The following is a 17,519-nucleotide window of genomic DNA, read 5'->3' as shown; positions in this document are numbered from 1 at the left end:
CCGTACCGCCTTGCCCGCTTCGCGTGCGGGGACCCTGGTCGTGTTCACTCTGGGCTGCAAGGCTGTCCCCCTCCTCGTTCCGGTGTCGTTTCCGGGTCCGCGGGCCCCTCGTGGTACCCCTCGCGGACCGCCCGGCCACCGTCACGCAACTCGTTCGCCACCTGGTTTCTGCCCAACCAGGCCCTTGGATGTAACACGATCCTCCAGCTGTGCCGTGCCCGCGGACCGGATCGGCGGATCTCGGTTCGGTGGAGATCGCCGCGATCGGGGGGCTCCACCACGCCTCCGCGGCGCCTCCAACGGGCTGCGGGACGCCCGGGTGCGGGCCCCGCGGGGTTCAGGTCGTGGGCGTACCGGCCCGGAGCCGCCCGACGAACAGCTCCAGAGCGGCGGTCACCGCCCCGTGACGGATTCTGGCACGCCCGCCCGACAGCCGGGGCGAACTGACCAGAGTTCCCTCCGGACCGGCGACCGCCAGGTGTACGGTGCCCACCGGCTGCCCGTCCTGCGGGTCCGGCCCGGCCACCCCGGTCGTCGCGATCCCGTACGTGGCCCCCAGCAGCCGGCGCACGCCCTCGGCCATCTGCCCCGCCACCACCGGGTGGACCGGCCCGTACACCGCCAGGAGCCCCTCGTCCACGCCGAGCACCGAGGACTTCAGCTCGGTGGCGTACGCGGTGACCGAGCCCCGGAAGGTCGCGGACGCCCCGGGGACGTCGACCAGGGCGGCCGCGAGCAGCCCTCCGGTCAGCGACTCGGCGACGGCCAGCGTGCCGCCCCTGGCGCGCAGCGCCTCGTGCGCCCGTACCGCCAGCTCGTGCTCCGTCACCCGGTCTCCCCCGTCGCTCACCGGCCCGCGCGCTCCGCGGCCAGTCCCTCGCGGCGCATGCGCAGCGCCTGTCCGACGTAGTCCAGCGCGGTGCCGATGGTCAGCAGTACCGCCAGGGCCATCAGCACGGCCCGGGCGGTGGCCAGCCAGCCGGTCAGCTCCAGGACGTACATGCCGACCGCGATGCCCTGGGTCAGCGTCTTGATCTTGCCGCCGCGGCTGGCCGGGATGACGCCGTAGCGGATCACCCAGAAGCGCATCAGGGTGATGCCGAGTTCGCGGGCCAGGATCACCGCGGTGACCCACCAGGGCAGGTCTCCGAGCAGCGAGAGGCCGATCAGCGCCGAGCCCATGATCGCCTTGTCGGCGATCGGGTCGGCGATCTTCCCGAAGTCGGTGACCAGGCCCTTGCGCCGGGCCAGCTCGCCGTCGAACAGGTCGGTGATCATCGCGATGGCGAACGACGCCCAGGCGACCGAGCGCCACTTGGGGTCGTGCCCGCCGTCGGCGAACAGCAGCGACACGAAGACCGGCACCAGCAGCAGCCGGAGCATCGTGAGCATGTTGGCGATGTTCCAGACAGCCGGCACCGGCGGCACCGCGGCCGGCGGTCTGCCCGGATGGGCCGCGGCCGGGGCGCCGGGCCCCTTGGTCATTCCCCGGCTCCCGGGGCCTGACGGACCCGGACCGGCTCCAGCGCCTCGGCGATCAGGTCGACGCCCTCGCTGGCGACCACCTTGGCCCGGTGGAACTGGCCGATCTGCGGGTCCTCGACGCCGGTGAGGGTGGTCAGGCCGTCGGTCTCGGGGGCCTGGTGGGCGGCCCGGCCCTCGACCACGCCGTCCTCGATGGACTCGATCAGGACCTCGACCTCGGTGCCGACGCGCTGCTCGGCCCGCTGGGCGGTCATCTCCTCGGCCAGCCGGCTGAGCCGGTTCAGCCGGTCGGCGATCACGTCCTCGGACAGCTTGCCGTCGTAGGTCGCGGCCTCGGTGCCGTCCTCGTCGGAGTAGCCGAAGACGCCGATCGCGTCCAGCCCGGCGTGCGTGACGAAGCGCTCCAGCTCGGCGAAGTCCGCCTCGGTCTCGCCGGGGAAGCCGACGATGAAGTTGGACCGGGCGCCGGCCTGCGGGGCTCGGTCGCGGATGGTCTTCAGCAGGTCCAGGAACTGGTCGGTGGAGCCGAAGCGGCGCATCCGGCGCAGCACGGCGGGCGCCGAGTGCTGGAAGGACAGGTCGAAGTAGGGCACCACGTCCGTGGTCCCGGTCATCGCGTCGATCAGCCCGGGGCGCATCTCGGCGGGCTGCAGGTAGGAGACCCGGACCCGCTCGACGCCCTCGATCGCGGAGATCTCGCCGAGCAGCGTCTCCAGCAGCCGGATGTCGCCGAGGTCCTTGCCGTACGAGGTGTTGTTCTCGCTCACCAGGACGACCTCGCGCACGCCCTGCTCGGCCAGCCACTGGGCCTCGTGCAGCACGTCGGAGGGGCGGCGGGAGATGAAGGAGCCGCGGAACGCCGGGATGGCGCAGAAGGAGCACCGCCGGTCGCAGCCGGAGGCGAGCTTGACCGAGGCGACCGGGTTGTCGTCGAGCCGCTTGCGCAGGGTGCGCGGGCCGGAGGCCGGGGCGAGGCCCTCGGGCAGGTCGGTGATCGGCTCGGCCGGGGTCTCGGCGGCGCCGTGGCCGGGCAGCGCGACGGCCTCGGCGGCGGACTGCCGCTCGGCCGGGCTGATCGGCAGAAGCTTGCGGCGGTCGCGCGGGAGGTGCGGGGCGTGGTGGCCGCCGGAGAGGATGGTCTGGAGGCGGTCGGAGATGTCGGAGTAGTCGTCGAAGCCGAGCACGCCGTCGGCCTCGGGCAGGGCGTCGGCGAGCTCCTTGCCGTAGCGCTCGGCCATGCAGCCGACCGCGACGACGGCCTGGGTGCGGCCGTGCCCCTTGAGGTCGTTGGCCTCCAGCAGGGCGTCCACGGAGTCCTTCTTGGCGGCCTCGACGAAGCCGCAGGTGTTGACGACGGCGACGTCCGCTTCGGCGGCGTCGTCGACGAGCAACCAGCCGTCGGCTTCCAGTCGCCCGGCGAGTTCCTCGGAGTCCACCTCGTTGCGGGCGCATCCGAGCGTGACAAGGGCGACAGTACGGCGTTCAGGCATAGGGCCAAGATTAACGCGCGGCCTCCGGTGCCGTTCGCCCCGGAGGCCGCGCGCCTCGGATTACCAGATCTTCGCCAGGCCGCAGGGCCGCTCTCCAGGGCCTCCGCAGGCCTGTGGTCAGCCCGCCTGCGGATCGCCGGGGGTGTACGTGACGTGCACCACCTGGCCGTCCTTGCCGAGGAGGCCGAGATCCTTGCCGTTGACGTACGCGTGCACGGCCCCGCCGTTTCCGAGCACCAGCTTGATCTGCTTGGGGTCGGTGAAGGTCTGGTCCTGGCCGTCGCTGATGTTGTTCTGGAACAGCGACTTCCCGCTGCCGTCCACCGCGGACACCCAGCTGGTGCTGCCCTCGGCGACCAGTTTCACGGTGACCTTGTCGGCCGGGACGGCGGCGATCGCGGCCGCACTCGGCACGGGCGCCGGCGGCTGCACGGTGGGCGAGGGCACGGAGGCGACCGAGCCGGTGCCGGAGCCGCTGGGCAGCGGCGCGCTGGCGGAGCCGGTGCCGGTGTGGCCGTCCTTGCCGCTGACCAGGTTGAAGCCGATCAGGACGACCACCACGACGATCGCGGAGACCATGGCCGCCGCCCAGTTCGGCCGGCCGCGGCCGGGCACCTTGATCGGGCCGCTGTCGATCAGCTGGGTCGGCCGCTTGGAGGCGGGCGAGCCGCCGTGCGCGGCGTCGTACCGGGCGATCAGGGCCTCGCCGTCGACGCCGACCTCGCGGGCGATCGCGCGGATGTGCCCGCGGGCGTAGAAGTCGCCGCCGCAGCGGCCGAAGTCGTCCTCCTCGATGGCGTGGACGATCGGCACCCGGACCCGGGTCGCCGTACTCACCTGGTCCACCGTGAGCCCGGCCTCGATCCGGGCGGTGGACAGCACCCGGCCGATGCTCGGGGCATCGGCCGCCTGCACCGCGTCGTCGGTCGGCTCGACGGACGACGGGGCGTTCTCGCGGTCGGGGGACTTGCCGATGGTCACGGGGCACGCCTTTCGAGCGGATGGCCACCTGCTGGGGAACAGTCTAGGGGCGCGGGCGGATCGTTTCTCAAGCGGAACAGGCCCGAATGCGCGCGCCCGCCCCGACGGGTGCCCGGCACCCCGCTGAACGGCCGTCAGCGGGCCCGCGCGGGGAACCCGGGGGGTTCGCTTTCCGGCCTGTGACGCGGCGTACGGGCGTTCGGTTCCCCTTCACGCGCCTACCCTCCTCCGAACGGGTGAACACTCGTCGCAGGCGCGGGTCGTCAGCCGCGCAGACCGACCAGCACCCCGTCCAGCTCGTCCGGCTTCACCAGGACGTCGCGGGCCTTGGAACCCTCGCTCGGCCCGACGATCCCGCGCGACTCCATCAGGTCCATCAGCCGCCCCGCCTTGGCGAAGCCGACCCGGAGCTTGCGCTGGAGCATCGAGGTCGAGCCGAACTGGGTGGAGACCACCAGCTCGGCCGCCTGGATCAGCAGGTCCAGGTCGTCGCCGATCTCCTCGTCGATCTCCTTCTTGGCCCCGCCGCCGACCGTCACGTCGTCCCGGTAGACGGCGGTCAGCTGGTCCTTGCAGTGCTGCACCACCGCGGCGATCTCCGCCTCGGTGACGAACGCGCCCTGGAGGCGGATCGGCTTGCCGGCGCCCATCGGCAGGAACAGCGCGTCGCCCTTGCCGATCAGCTTCTCCGCGCCGGGCTGGTCCAGGATGACCCGGGAGTCGGCCATCGCGGAGGTCGCGAAGGCCAGCCGGGACGGCACGTTGGCCTTGATCAGACCGGTGACCACGTCCACCGAGGGCCGCTGGGTGGCCAGCACCAGGTGGATGCCGGCCGCGCGGGCCAGCTGGGTGATCCGGACCACCGAGTCCTCGACGTCGCGCGGCGCCACCATCATCAGGTCGGCCAGCTCGTCGACGATCACCAGCAGGTACGGGTACGGGGTCAGCTCGCGCTCGCTGCCGAGCGGCGGGGTGACCGTGCCGGCCTTCACCGCCGCGTTGAAGTCGTCCACGTGCCGGAAGCCGAACGCCGCGAGGTCGTCGTAGCGCAGGTCCATCTCGCGGACCACCCACTGGAGGGCCTCGGCGGCCTTCTTCGGGTTGGTGATGATCGGCGTGATCAGGTGCGGGATGCCCTCGTACGCGGTCAGTTCGACCCGCTTGGGGTCGACCAGCACCATCCGCACCTCGTCCGGGGTGGCCCGGGCCAGGATCGAGGTGATCAGGCAGTTGATGCAGGACGACTTGCCCGCGCCGGTCGCGCCGGCCACCAGGATGTGCGGCATCTTGGCGAGGTTGGCCATCACGGTCTGGCCCTCGACGTCCTTGCCCATGCCGACGACCATCGGGTGGGTGTCCTCGGCGGCCGTGCGCGAGCGCAGCAGGTCGCCGAGGTTGACCATCTCGCGGTCCCGGTTGGGGATCTCGATGCCGACCGCGGACTTGCCCGGGATCGGGCTGATGATCCGCACGTCGGCGCTGGCCACCGCGTACGCGATGTTCTTGGCGAGCGCGGTGATCCGCTCCACCTTGACGGCCGGGCCGAGCTCGACCTCGTAGCGGGTCACCGTCGGGCCCCGGGTGAAGCCGGTGACCCTGGCGTCCACCTTGAACTCGGCGAAGGTGCTGCTGAGCTGGGCCACCACCTCGTCGTTGAGGGCGCTGCGGGCCTTGGCCGGGCCACCGCGCTCCAGCAGGTCGAGCGGGGGCAGCGCGTAGGTGACGTCGCCGGCCAGCTGGAGCTGCTCCATCCGCACCGGGGCCGGGCCGTGCTCCTCGGGCGCGCCCGGGCCCGCGCTGCGGGCGGCCGGGACGGCGGCCTCCTCCGGCGGGGCGGTGCGGTCCTGCACCTGGTGCATCATGTTCGCCACCGCCGAGGAGGCGGGCACGCCGTAGACGAGTGCCCCGTCCAGGTCGGCGGCGGCGCCGGCGGCGAGGTCGCGGGTGGCGTACGGGTCCAGCGGCTCCTTGTCCAGGGACACCCGGACGGCGTCGGGCTGGTCCTCGTCGTCCGTCGGCTTGCGGCGGCGGCGCCGACGGCGGGCGGCCACCTCGTCGCCCGGGTCCTCGCTGCCCACGGTGAACGGCAGCGCGGCGGGGTCCGCGTCCTCGGGCGGCTCGGTGGACAGGTCGCGCTCCGGCGTACGCCCCTCGCGCAGCTCGTCCTCCGGCCCGGGCTCCACCACGCCGAGGCGCACGCCGGCCGACCGCAGCCGCTCGGGAATGCGGTTGACCGGGGTGGCGGTGACCACCAGCAGGCCGAAGAAGGACAGCAGCAGGAGCAGCGGCACGGCCAGCGCCGGCCCGGCGGCGGCCATCATCGGGGTGGACACGGCCCAGCCGATGATCCCGCCGGCCGCCCTTATCCGCGAGGCGCCGCTGCCCATCATGGGCGCGCCGCAGCCGATGTGCACCAGGCCGAGGACGCCGACCAGCAGCGCGCTCAGGCCGATCATGATCCGGCCGTTGGCCTCCGGCAGCTCCGGGTGGCGCCAGAGCCGGACCGCGATCCCGGCCAGCAGGAACGGCACCAGCACGTCGAGCCGCCCGAACAGCCCGGACACCACGGCGGTGGCCGCCTCGCCCAGCCAGCCCTGCGGGCTGAACCAGGTGCCGGCGGCGGTCACCAGCGCGAGTGCGAACAGCAGCAGGCCCAGCCCGTCCTTGCGGTGGGCCGGGTGGAGGTTCTTGGCCCCGTCGCCGAAGCCCCGGAAGATCGCGGCGATGCTGTTCGCCACGCCGAGCCAGACGGCCCGGACGGCCCGGAAGAGTATCGGTTTGGGCGGCGGCGGGGACGGCGGGGCCGGTTTGGCCGCCGCCTTCTTCGCCGGGGCCGCCTTCTTGGCCGCCGCCTTCTTCGCGGGCGGCTTGCCCGGGGCCTTCGCCGCGGCCTTCTTGGACGGTCCCGGACTCGGGTTGCGTGCCGCGCTTCCGGGCGTACGAGTGGCCATGGGTCAGCAGCCTACCGGGGTGGGCCACCAGTGCACATGTGCCCGAGCCGGGACTCAGGGACGTGTCGCAGACACACCGTCACGCTGACCCGGTTTCACCCGGCCGCGCCAGAAATTCACCCGCAGGAGTGAACCCCGCCGACCGGTTACGCGGTTCCCGGCCGGAGCGCGTCCAGGGCCCGGCGCAGCCCTGCCAGCTTGCGCTCCAGGTGCGCCGCGGTGGCCGCCACCCCGGCGTCCTCGACGCCGTCCAGCTGCTTGCCCAGCGCCTCCGCCTGCTCCTCGACCGCCGCCAGCCGCGCGGACAGCTCGCCCAGCAGCGCCCCTCCCAGGGGCGGCTCGCCGCCGCCCGCCTCCAGTTGCAGCCGCAGCAGCGCGGCCTGCTCCTTCAGCTGGCAGTTCTTCACGTACAGGTCGACGAAGACCGAGACCTTGGCGCGCAGCACCCACGGGTCGAAGGGCTTGGAGATGTAGTCCACGGCCCCGGCCGCGTAGCCGCGGAAGGTGTGGTGCGGTCCGTGGTTGATCGCGGTCAGGAAGATGATCGGGATGTCCCGGGTGCGCTCGCGGCGCTTGATGTGGGCGGCCGTCTCGAAGCCGTCCATCCCGGGCATCTGGACGTCCAGCAGGATCACCGCGAAGTCGTCGGTGAGCAGCGCCTTGAGCGCCTCCTCGCCGGAGACGGCGCGCACCAGCGTCTGGTCCAGCGCGGAGAGGATCGCCTCCAGCGCCAGCAGGTTCTCCGGTCGGTCGTCGACCAGGAGGATCTTCGCCTTCTGCATCAGGGCTCGCCCTCCTGTCGCCTGCCTGCCGCCCGGTGATGGCACTCGCGTCCTGCCCACCGCTACCCCGGTCATGCTAGCCGCACCCCCTCGCCCGGCACATCGCTCCGTCGTGACCCGATCCGGAGCGGCGCGCGGCCAGTGCTCCGGCGCACGCTCAGCAGCGTGTCGCCGTCCGGTCACTGTTCGCAACGATCGGTGACCCTACCGGGTTCCCGGGCCCGACCGCCAGCAAACCGGCCCACCGGACGGCGCGAACCCCGGAGCCCGCCCCGGAGTTCGCGCCCTCCCCCGGCGCTACGCGCGGTCCGACCGCAGCCACTCGCGCATCACCGCCAGCAGGTGGTCGGTCTCCACCGGCTTGGTGATGTGGTCGGTGGCGCCCGCCTCCAGCGACTTCTCCCGGTCGCCCTTCATCGCCTTCGCGGTCAGCGCGATGATCGGCAGGCCCGCGAACTGGGGCATCCGGCGGATCGCCTCGGTGGTCGCGTAGCCGTCCATCTCCGGCATCATGATGTCCATCAGGACCAGCGCCACGTTCTCGTGCTGCTCCAGCATCTCGATGCCCTCGCGCCCGTTCTCGGCGTACAGGACGGTCAGGCCGTGCTGCTCCAGCACGCTGGTGAGGGCGAACACGTTGCGGACGTCGTCGTCCACGATCAGCACCTGCTGGCCGTCGAAGCGCACGTCGCTGCGGCTGGGGCGGGGCGGGGCGGGCTCCACCGGGCGGGCCCCGGCGGCGGCGTCCAGGGCGGCGCTGCGCCGGCGCTCCACCGCTCCGCGGCGGCGCTCCTCGGCCAGCTCGCGGACCTCCTGGGCCCAGTGGTCGGCCGGGTTCTCGCCGACCGGCACGGGCACCCCGATCGGGGTCACGCCGACGGAGGCGCGCAGCGTCGGGACGCTCGACACGGCCGGGCGCTCGACCTGGGTCGCGCCCGGGGCCTCGGTGCGCAGCGGCAGGTAGAGCGTGAACGTGGAGCCCTTGCCCAGCTCGCTCTCGGCGTGGATCTCGCCGCCCAGCAGCCGCGCGATCTCGCGGCTGATCGACAGGCCGAGCCCGGTGCCGCCGTACTTGCGGCTGGTGGTGCCGTCGGCCTGCTTGAACGCCTCGAAGATCTCCCGCAGCTTGTTGCCGGGGATGCCGATGCCGGTGTCGGAGACCGCGAAGGCGATCAGCTCGTCGTCCGGGTCCTTGATCGAGCCGGACTCCAGCAGCCGCTCGCGCACGTGCTGCGGGACCTCCGCGCCGGCCGGGGAGATCGAGAAGTCGACCGCGCCGGCGTCGGTGAACTTGACGGCGTTGGAGATCAGGTTGCGCAGCACCTGCTGGAGCCGCTGCTCGTCGGTGTGCAGGGTGACCGGCAGGGCGGGCGAGACCCGGACGGCGAAGTCCAGGTTCTTGTCCAGCGCGACCGGCTGGAAGGTGGCCTCGACGTAGTCGACCAGCTGGACCAGGGCGATCCGGGCCGGGCGGACGTCCATCTTGCCGGCCTCGACCTTGGAGAGGTCGAGGATGTCGTTGATCAGCTGGAGCAGGTCGGAGCCGGCGCCGTGGATGGTGTCGGCGAACTCGACCTGCTTGGGCGAGAGGTTGCCCTCGTTGTTGTCGGAGAGCAGCTTGGCCAGGATCAGCAGCGAGTTGAGCGGGGTGCGCAGCTCGTGCGACATGTTGGCGAGGAACTCGCTCTTGTACCGGGAGGCCAGGGCGAGCTGCTCGGCGCGCTCCTCCAGGACCTGCCGGGCCTCCTCGATCTCGCTGTTCTTGATCTCGATATCGCGGTTCTGCTGGGCGAGTTGCTCGGCCTTCTCCTGCAACTCCTCGTTGGTGCGCTCCAGTTCCTCCTGGCGCGCCTCCAACTCGGCGGATCGCATCGAGAGTTCGGCGGTGAGCCGCTGGGACTCCAGCAGCAGACCCTCGGTCTTGGTGTTGACGCTGATGGTGTTGACGGTGACGCCGATCAGGTCGGCGATCTGGTTGAGGAAGTCCAGCGCGACGGTGGTGAAGGAGCTGAAGGTGGCCAGCTCGATCACGCCCAGCAGCCGGCCCTCGAACAGCACCGGCAGCACCACGATGTGGGCCGGCGAGGCCTCGCCGAGGCCGGAGGCGATCTTGAGGTATCCGGGCGGCGCCTCCTTGAGGATGATCGCCCGCTTCTCCACCGCGGCCTGCCCGATCAGCGACTCGCCGGGCCGGAAGGTGGTCGGCATCGCGCGCCGCTGGTAGCCGTAACTGCCGATCAGCCGCAGGACGGTGTCGTTCTCGTCGTCGTCCTCGGTGATCAGCTCGGCGGTGCGGCCGGCCGGCTGGGCGAGGAAGAAGGCGCCGTGCTGGGCGGAGACCACCGGGGTCAGCTCGGTCATGATCAGCGAGGCGACGGCCTCCAGGTCCCGGCGGCCCTGGAGCAGGCCGGAGATCCGGGCCAGGTTGGTCTTGAGCCAGTCCTGCTCCTGGTTGGTGCGGGTGGTCTCGCGCAGGTTGGCGATCATCTGGTTGATGTTGTCCTTGAGCTCGTCGAGCTCCCCCGCGGCGTCCACGTCGATCCGCAGGCTCAGGTCGCCCCTGGTCACGGCGGTGGCGACCTGGGCGATCGCGCGCACCTGCCGGGTCAGGTTGTTGGCCAGTTCGTTCACCGATTCGGTGAGGTCCTGCCAGGTGCCGTCCACGCCGGGTACCCGGGCCTGGCCGCCGAGCCGCCCGTCGGTGCCCACCTCGCGGGCGACCCGGGTGACCTCGTCGGCGAACGCGGACAGCTGGTCGACCATGGTGTTGATGCTGGTCTTGAGCTGGAGGATCTCGCCGCGCGCGTCGACGTCGATCTTCTGCGAGAGGTCGCCGCGGGCCACCGCCGTGATCACCAGCGCGATGTTGCGGACCTGGCCGGTGAGGTTGTTGGCCATCAGGTTGACGTTGTCGGTCAGGTCCTTCCAGATGCCGGCCACGCCCGGCACGCTCGCCTGACCGCCCAGGGTGCCGTCGGTGCCGACCTCGCGGGCCACCCTGGTCACCTCCACCGCGAAGGAGGAGAGCTGGTCGACCATGGTGTTCAAGGTCCCGGCGAGGGCGGCGACCTCGCCCTGCGCCTCGATGGTGATCTTCTTGGACAGGTCGCCGCGGGCCACCGCGGTGGCGACCTCGGCGATGTTGCGGACCTGCCCGGTCAGGTTGGACGCCATGAAGTTGACGTTGTCGGTCAGGTCCTTCCAGATCCCCGACACCCCGCGCACCCGCGCCTGGCCGCCCAGGATCCCCTCGGTGCCCACCTCGCGGGCGACCCGGGTCACCTCGTCGGCGAACGCCGACAGCTGGTCGACCATGGTGTTGACGGTCGTCACCAGCTCCAGGATCTCGCCCCGGGCGTCGACGGTGATCTTCTTCGACACGTCGCCGCGCGCCACCGCCGTGGTCACCTCGGCGATGTTGCGGACCTGGCTGGTCAGGTTGTTGGCCATCAGGTTGACGCTGTTGGTCAGGTCCTTCCACGTCCCGGACACCCCGGGCACGCTCGCCTGACCGCCGAGGATGCCCTCGGTGCCGACGTCCCGGGCCACCCTGGTGACCTCGTCGGCGAAGGCGCCCAGCTGGTCCACCATCGTGTTGATGGTGTTCTTCAGCTCCAGGATCTCCCCGCGCGCGTCCACCTGGATCTTCTGCGACAGGTCGCCCTTGGCGACCGCGGTCGTCACCTGCGCGATGTTGCGCACCTGATCGGTGAGGTTGTTCGCCATGAAGTTGACGTTGTCGGTCAGGTCGCGCCACACCCCGGCCGCCCCGGGCACCTGCGCCTGACCGCCGAGCCGCCCCTCGGTGCCCACCTGGCGGGCCACCCTGGTCACCTGTTCGGCGAAACCGGAGAGCTGGTCGACCATCGTGTTGATGGTGTTCTTCAGCTCCAGCATCTCGCCGCGCGCGTCCACCTCGATCTTCTGCGAGAGGTCCCCGCGCGCCACCGCCGTGGTCACCTGGGCGATGTTGCGCACCTGGCCGGTCAGGTTGTCGGCCATGAAGTTCACCGAGTCGGTCAGGTCCCGCCAGACCCCGGCCACGCCCGGCACCTGCGCCTGGCCGCCGAGCCGGCCCTCGGTGCCCACGTCCCTGGCCACCCCGGTGACCTGGGCGGCGAACCCGTTCAGCTGGTCCACCATCGTGTTGACGGTGTTCTTCAGCTCCAGCATCTCGCCGGCCACCTCGACGGTGACCTTGCGGGACAGGTCGCCCTTGGCCACCGCGGTGGTCACCTGGGCGATGTTGCGCACCTGCGCGGTCAGCCGGCCGGCCATGGTGTTGACCGAATCCGCCAGGTCCTTCCAACTGCCGGACACACTGCGGACCTTGGCCTGGCCGCCCAGCTTGCCCTCGGTGCCCACCTCGCGGGCCACCCGGGTCACCTCGTCGGTGAACTCCGAGAGCTGGTCCACCAGCCCGTTGACGGTCCGGCCGATCTTCAGGTATTCGCCGCGCAGCGGGTGGCTCACCCCGTTGCTGTGCAGCGAGCGCAGCTCCATCTTCTGGTCCAGGTCGCCCTCGGCGATCGAGGAGAGCACCCGGCCCACCTCGGCCATCGGACGGGCCAGATCGTCGATCAGCGCGTTGCAGTTGTCGACGGCCGCCATCCAGGCGCCCTCGCCCGCGCCGGTCTCCAGCCGCTCGTTCAGCCGGCCCTCGCGGCCCACCGCCCGCCGCACCCGGGCCAGTTCGCCGGTCAGGTGCTGATTGCGCTCGGCGACCTCGTTGAACACCGCGGCGATCTCCGCCAGCGGACCGTCCCCCGGAACCGTCAGCCGGCGGCGGAAGTTGCCGTCCCGCATCGCGGTCAGCGCGGCCAGCAGCTTCCGCAGTTCGGCCGGCTCCGCCCCCCGGTTGTGGCTCACTCGCCGGCCGGCCGCGTTCCGCGGCGCGGTCCCGGACCGCCCACCGCGCGGAACGGGCGGCGTCGTACCGGTTGCGTCCTTGGTGGCCGAACTCAACGGGCCCCTCCCACATCGTGAACTTTCCCGGTGACCGTCCGTGCCGGTACGGCACGCACCGGGGCACCGGCCCGGTCGGGCTGCGTACCGGCGCCCCACACGGCACACCGGCACCCGCATCGACCGTACTGCTCCGACCGGCCGTCGCGGACCCCCCAGTCTGGCAGCACCGGCGCCGGGTATACGGCCGGTTGCGCCCGGTTGGTAGCCGACCGTCCGAAACAGGTGGGCAGAATCACTCTCAGGTGCCTGTTTCAACGCCCCGTCCCCACGGGGAACCAAGCGGAAAGTAGGGTGGAGCGCTGCACCGGGCCATGACCCGACCCAGCGCCGCCACCCCGGCGGCACGCACCGGGAGTCGGCGCCACGCCCCGGACAGTCAAGGCCAGAGCAGCAGAGGAGAAGTGGCAACGTGGTCACCGCGCGCGCAGCCGCCACCTTCGACCCCGACGGCCGGTCCGCAGCCGCCGCCCGGGGCTTCGTACGGGACGCGCTGCTCGGCTGGGGTCTGCCCGAGGTCGTCGACGACGCCGTCGTCCTGGTCAGCGAACTGGTCACCAACGCCGTCGTCCACGCCGGCACCGCCGCCGAGGTGTGCTGCCTGCGGGAGGAGGGCACCGTCCGGATCGAAGTCACCGACCACCACCCCGAACGCGGCCTGCCCTCCCTCGGCGACGGCCCCGTCACCGCCTCCGACCGCTACGCCGACCCCGACGGCGAGGGCGGCCGCGGCCTGCTGATGTGCTCCGCCCTCGCCGAGCGCTGGGGCGTCGAGTACGCGGCCGGGCGCAAGACCGTCTGGTTCCGGCTCGCCCTGCCCGCCCCCGTGGCCGGCACCCGCTACGCCGTCCCCGCGACCCCCGGCAGCGACCTGCCCAGCGGCCCCGGCCCGGTGCACGTCGCCGTCGTCCAGCTCGACGAGGACGGCCGCGTCCTCGCCTGGAACCCGGACGCCGAGGCGCTCTTCCAGTACCCCGCCGCCACCGTCCTCGGCCGCCCCTGGGCCGACCTCGCCGTCTGGCCGCAGTCCGCCGGCCGCGGCCTCGGCCTCGCCGACACCCTGCGGCTGGCCCGCTGGGAGGGCGGCTACGGCGTCCGCCGCGCGGACGGCCACGAGGTCGAGGTGTACGGCGTCCAGGTCCGCGTACGCGACACCGAGGGCGTCCCCTCCACCCTCTGCCTGCTCGTCCTCGAACCCGACCGCGCGGTGCTTCGCTCCCCCGCCCGCGCCCTGCCCGGCGAGCGTTCCGACCCGACCGGCCCCCGGCTCGACCTGCTGGCCGGCCCGGTCGCCACCGACGACCTCGACACCCTGCTCCAGCGCACCGTCGAACGCGCCCGCGACCTGCTCGACGCCGACGCCGCATACCTGCTGCTGACCACCGACGACGAGACCGAGTTCGAGGTCCGCGCCGCCACCGGCTTCACCTCCGGACACCGCCGGCACACCCGCTTCCCGGTCGACACCGGCAGCCGCTACGACTCCGCCCGGCTGCCCTCCGTCCACGAGGACCTCACCTCCCGCCCGACCGGCCTGCCCCTGCTCACCGGCAGCGGCATGCGCTCCCTGGTCACCGTCCCGCTCAAGGTCGAGGGCCGGCTGATCGGCTCGCTCGGCATCGCCACCGCCGCGCCCGGCCGCTACGACAACGAGGACGCCCTGCGGCTGCAGTTCGCCGCCGACCGGGTCGCCCTCGCCGTCGAGAGCACCCGGCTGACCGAGCTCGAACGACTCCGCCGGGGCTCGCTGTCCTTCCTCGTCGAGGCCTCCGACCTGCTCGCCGGCACCCTCGAACACGAGCAGACCCTCGCCCTGATGGCCCAGATGGCCGTCCCCACCCTCGCCTCCTGGTGCGCCGTCTACACCAAGGGCGACCACGGCGCCGCGGCCGGCCTCGCCTTCGTCCTGCACGAGGACGAGGACCGGATCGACCCGCTGCGCGACCTGCTCGACAAGACCCCGGCCCCCGACGCCGGCCCGACCCACGGCGTCCGCTTCTGGTCGGCGCCCGCCGAGACCGCCGCCGCCGGCGGCCTCACCGACAGCCCCGAACTCGCCGGACTGCTCGGCGAGACCGTCGTCCTGCCGCTGACCGCCCGCAACCGGGTCATCGGCCTGCTCGCGCTCGGCGTCCCGGCCGGCGTCCGGTTCCGCCAGGAGATCCTCGAACTCGCCGAGGACCTCTCCCGCCGGGCCGCCCTCGCGCTCGACAACTCCCGCCTCTACTCCGAGCGCACCGCCACCAGCCAGGCCCTGCAACGCAGCCTGCTGCCGCCGGACCTGCCCGAGATCCCGGGCGTCGAGGTCGACGTCTACTACCAGGCCGCCGGCGAGGGCAACGAGGTCGGCGGCGACTTCTACGACCTGTTCACCATCCGCGAGGGCACCTACGGCTTCGCCATCGGCGACGTCTGCGGCACCGGCCCCGAGGCCGCCTCGGTCACCGGCCTCGCCCGGCACTCGCTGCGCCTGCTCGCCCGCGAGGGCCTGGACGCACCGCAGGTGCTCCGCCGCCTCAACGCGGCCATCCTGGACGAGGGTTCGCGCAGCCGCTTCCTCACCCTGCTCTACGGCGAACTGACGCCCCGCCCGGACGGCAGCATCGAACTGTCCCTGGTCTGCGCCGGCCACCCGCTGCCGCTCCGGCTGGGCACCGACGGCCAGGTCGACCGGGCCGCCACCCCGCAGCCGCTGCTCGGCGTCATGGAGGACCTCGACCTCACCGCCGAGCGCCTGGTGCTCTCCCCCGGCGAGGTCCTGCTGTGCGTCACCGACGGCGTCACCGAACGCCGCGAGGGCAGCCGGATGCTGGGCGACGACGGCCTCGCCGAGGTGCTCACCGGCTGTACCGGCCTGACCGCCGGGGCGGTCGCGATGCGGGTGCAGCGCGCCGTCGAGCGCTTCGCCCCGGAACCGCCGTCCGACGACATGGCCATCCTGACCCTGCGGGTGCCGACCCAGCGCGCCTCGTGAGCCGACACCGCCTCTCGGTCAGCCCCTGGCTCCCCGGTCGGCCCTGAGCGTTCCACAGCTGACATCGTCACAAATTGTTATATTCACAAGGGTACAAGCGAGTACGTCCGGGTACACCGATCTCACCGGGGAATCCCCCGGCGGGGACAGGACCGGCGGCTCTCCCGCCGACCCATCACTTCTGACCGCAGCCCGCGCACGCTCCAGCCGTGCGCCCTCGGCGCGGTCGCGCGCATCCACCTCATCGGACCACACCACTGCGTTGACTGCGCCCTGCGCGCGCCCAAAGTGAAAGGAGCCTCCGGTGAGCAACGAAGCTACCGGGGCAACGAACGCCCGCTCCACCGGAGCCGACGCGGGTAACCTCGGCTACCTCGCACTCGGCCTCACACTGCTCGCCTACGGCCTGCTCTCCACCGGCGTCTTCAGCGGCACCGGGGTCGGGGACGCGGCACACCTCGCCCATCTGGTCGGCGGAGTCACCCTCTTCATCGCGGGCCTGTGGCAGCTCCGCGGCGGCGAGGGCTTCACCGGAACGGCCTTCACCAGCCTCGGCGCCTTCTGGGCGACCTGGTCGACGGCCGGCGGGGCAGGCAAGAACGCCGCCGGCCTGTTCCTCCTGCTCTGGGCCCTGCTCGCCCTCACCCTGACCGCCGCCAGCTGGGGCGCGGGCCTGTTCAGCCGCGCCGTCTACGGCCTGCTCACGCTGTCCCTGCTGCTGAACGCCATCGCCGTCTTCGGCGGCTACAGCGGCCTCGCCAAGTTCGCCGGCTGGGTCGCGGCCGTCTCCGGGCTCACCGCCTGGTACTGGGCCACCTCCGCGCTCAGCAACGGCTCCTGGGGCAGGATCGCCCTGCCGGTCAAATGACCCGCTGCGGCTGATCCGCCGCGGCGTACCGGGGTCGGACCTCCGTGTCGACGGAGGCCCGACCCCGGCGACGTGCCAGCAGGGCCTGGGCGGCGTACGCGAGCAGCAGGATCACGACGGCGACGATGCCGTCCGCCCAGAAGTGGTTCGCGGTCACCACGACCACCGCGACGGTCAGCACCGGGTGCAGCACCATCACCCACCGCAGCGGACTCCGCGAGACCCGCACCACCGCGACCGCCGCCAGCACGCACCACGCGACGTGCACCGACGGCATCGCCGACAGCTGGTCGGCCACCACCACACCACCCATCGCACCCCCGTACACCGACTGCCCGTACTCGGCGGCCACGTCGACGAACCCGTGCTGCGGCAGCATCCGGGGCGGCGCCACCGGGATGAACTGCACCAGCAGACAGACCGCCGTGGTGATCACCACCGTGTTCCGCACCCACGCGTACCGCTCCCGGTGCCGCACGAACACCCAGAGCAGCACCGCCAGCATCACCGCGAAGTGCATCGCCGCGTAGTAGTAGTTCGCGAGCCTCACCAGCACCGGGTACGGCGTGACGGCCGCCTGCCAGGACGCCTCGTCCGGTAGACCGATCGCCGACTCGGTGCGGTGGATCCAATCCGCCCGGTCCAGCGCGTGGTCTCCGCTCATCACCGAGAGGTGGCCCACCAGCTGCCAGAGCGCGAACAGCGCCAGCAGCGTGCCGGCCTCCCGCAGCAGCGCCGACAGGGACGGCTTCCGGACCCTGGCGGCGGCGTACGCCCCGCCGTAGAGAGCGACCGCGGCGCCCCCGGCGGACTGCCAGGTAAGGGTCAGGTTCTGCAACGGATCGCGCCTCTCCGACAAACTCTGGTTCGTGTGTCGGCAGAGGTTAACGCAAAAAGACCCCCTCCCGAACGGGAGGGGGTCTTTTTGGAATGATTGTTCGGCGGCGTCCTACTCTCCCACAGGGTCCCCCCTGCAGTACCATCGGCGCTGTAAGGCTTAGCTTCCGGGTTCGGAATGTAACC

10 protein-coding genes and 1 rRNA gene are annotated in these 17,519 nt (G+C 72.3%); 2 read left to right on the top strand and 9 right to left on the bottom strand.

From position 1 onward, the window contains the following. Positions 1-337: 337 nt before the first annotated feature. The 7 genes from ACFVX9_RS24995 to ACFVX9_RS24965 all read right to left on the bottom strand — a co-directional run bounded on the left by ACFVX9_RS24995 (position 338) and on the right by ACFVX9_RS24965 (position 12,495). Positions 338-814, bottom strand: a complete 477-nt coding sequence (locus tag ACFVX9_RS24995) for a CinA family protein (RefSeq protein ID WP_387983586.1) — start codon at positions 812-814, stop codon at positions 338-340. A gap of 32 nt (positions 815-846) precedes the next feature. Beyond that, positions 847-1,485 carry a CDP-diacylglycerol--glycerol-3-phosphate 3-phosphatidyltransferase gene (pgsA, locus tag ACFVX9_RS24990; protein WP_063349317.1) on the bottom strand — a complete coding sequence of 213 codons (639 nt, stop codon included), beginning with the start codon at positions 1,483-1,485 and terminating at the stop codon, positions 847-849. Then, positions 1,482-2,975 carry a 30S ribosomal protein S12 methylthiotransferase RimO gene (gene rimO, locus ACFVX9_RS24985; RefSeq protein ID WP_063349316.1) on the bottom strand — a complete coding sequence of 498 codons (1,494 nt, stop codon included), beginning with the start codon at positions 2,973-2,975 and terminating at the stop codon, positions 1,482-1,484. The genes pgsA and rimO overlap by 4 nt, the downstream gene beginning before the upstream one ends. Positions 2,976-3,092: 117 nt before the next feature. Continuing rightward, complete coding sequence (locus tag ACFVX9_RS24980; protein WP_363374410.1) at positions 3,093-3,956, bottom strand: RodZ domain-containing protein; 864 nt, start codon at positions 3,954-3,956, stop codon at positions 3,093-3,095. Between the two features lie 263 nt (positions 3,957-4,219). Next, complete coding sequence (locus ACFVX9_RS24975; RefSeq protein ID WP_387983560.1) at positions 4,220-6,907, bottom strand: DNA translocase FtsK; 2,688 nt, start codon at positions 6,905-6,907, stop codon at positions 4,220-4,222. 146 nt (positions 6,908-7,053) lie between these two features. Next, complete coding sequence (locus ACFVX9_RS24970; RefSeq protein WP_063351395.1) at positions 7,054-7,692, bottom strand: response regulator; 639 nt, start codon at positions 7,690-7,692, stop codon at positions 7,054-7,056. Positions 7,693-7,986: 294 nt separating this feature from the next. Further along, the gene (locus tag ACFVX9_RS24965; RefSeq protein ID WP_380377603.1) at positions 7,987-12,495 is read right to left on the bottom strand and encodes a HAMP domain-containing protein; all 4,509 of its coding nucleotides are present in this window, start codon (positions 12,493-12,495) and stop codon (positions 7,987-7,989) included. Positions 12,496-13,066: 571 nt separating this feature from the next. Between ACFVX9_RS24965 and ACFVX9_RS24960 the strand changes: the two genes are divergently transcribed. Next, positions 13,067-15,628: a SpoIIE family protein phosphatase gene (locus ACFVX9_RS24960; RefSeq protein WP_387983558.1), complete on the top strand. Its 2,562-nt coding sequence runs from the start codon at positions 13,067-13,069 to the stop codon at positions 15,626-15,628. Positions 15,629-15,932: 304 nt separating this feature from the next. Next, positions 15,933-16,496, top strand: a complete 564-nt coding sequence (locus ACFVX9_RS24955; RefSeq protein ID WP_063349313.1) for an acetate uptake transporter — start codon at positions 15,933-15,935, stop codon at positions 16,494-16,496. On the opposite strand, the gene ACFVX9_RS24950 is transcribed toward ACFVX9_RS24955, so the two are convergent. Together ACFVX9_RS24950 and rrf are read right to left on the bottom strand one after the other, a co-directional pair. Further along, a complete protein-coding gene (locus tag ACFVX9_RS24950; protein WP_387983556.1) occupies positions 16,489-17,334 on the bottom strand; it encodes a phosphatase PAP2 family protein in 846 nt (281 codons plus the stop codon). The genes ACFVX9_RS24955 and ACFVX9_RS24950 overlap by 8 nt on opposite strands. Before the next feature lie 98 nt (positions 17,335-17,432). Beyond that, positions 17,433-17,519: ribosomal RNA gene (gene rrf, locus ACFVX9_RS24945) — 5S ribosomal RNA — on the bottom strand; the annotation flags it as partial.

Source organism: Kitasatospora sp. NPDC058243 (assembly GCF_042882025.1).
Taxonomy (GTDB): domain Bacteria; phylum Actinomycetota; class Actinomycetes; order Streptomycetales; family Streptomycetaceae; genus Kitasatospora.
This window is presented reverse-complemented; position numbering and strand designations above follow the sequence as displayed.

Coding starts and splice junctions, on each gene's coding strand:
- pgsA (WP_063349317.1), bottom strand. CDS start 1,485: ATGACCAAGGGGCCCGGCGCCCCGGCCGCGGCCCATCCGGGCAGACCG.
- ACFVX9_RS24965 (WP_380377603.1), bottom strand. CDS start 12,495: ATGCGGGACGGCAACTTCCGCCGCCGGCTGACGGTTCCGGGGGACGGT.
- ACFVX9_RS24975 (WP_387983560.1), bottom strand. CDS start 6,907: ATGGCCACTCGTACGCCCGGAAGCGCGGCACGCAACCCGAGTCCGGGA.
- rimO (WP_063349316.1), bottom strand. CDS start 2,975: ATGCCTGAACGCCGTACTGTCGCCCTTGTCACGCTCGGATGCGCCCGC.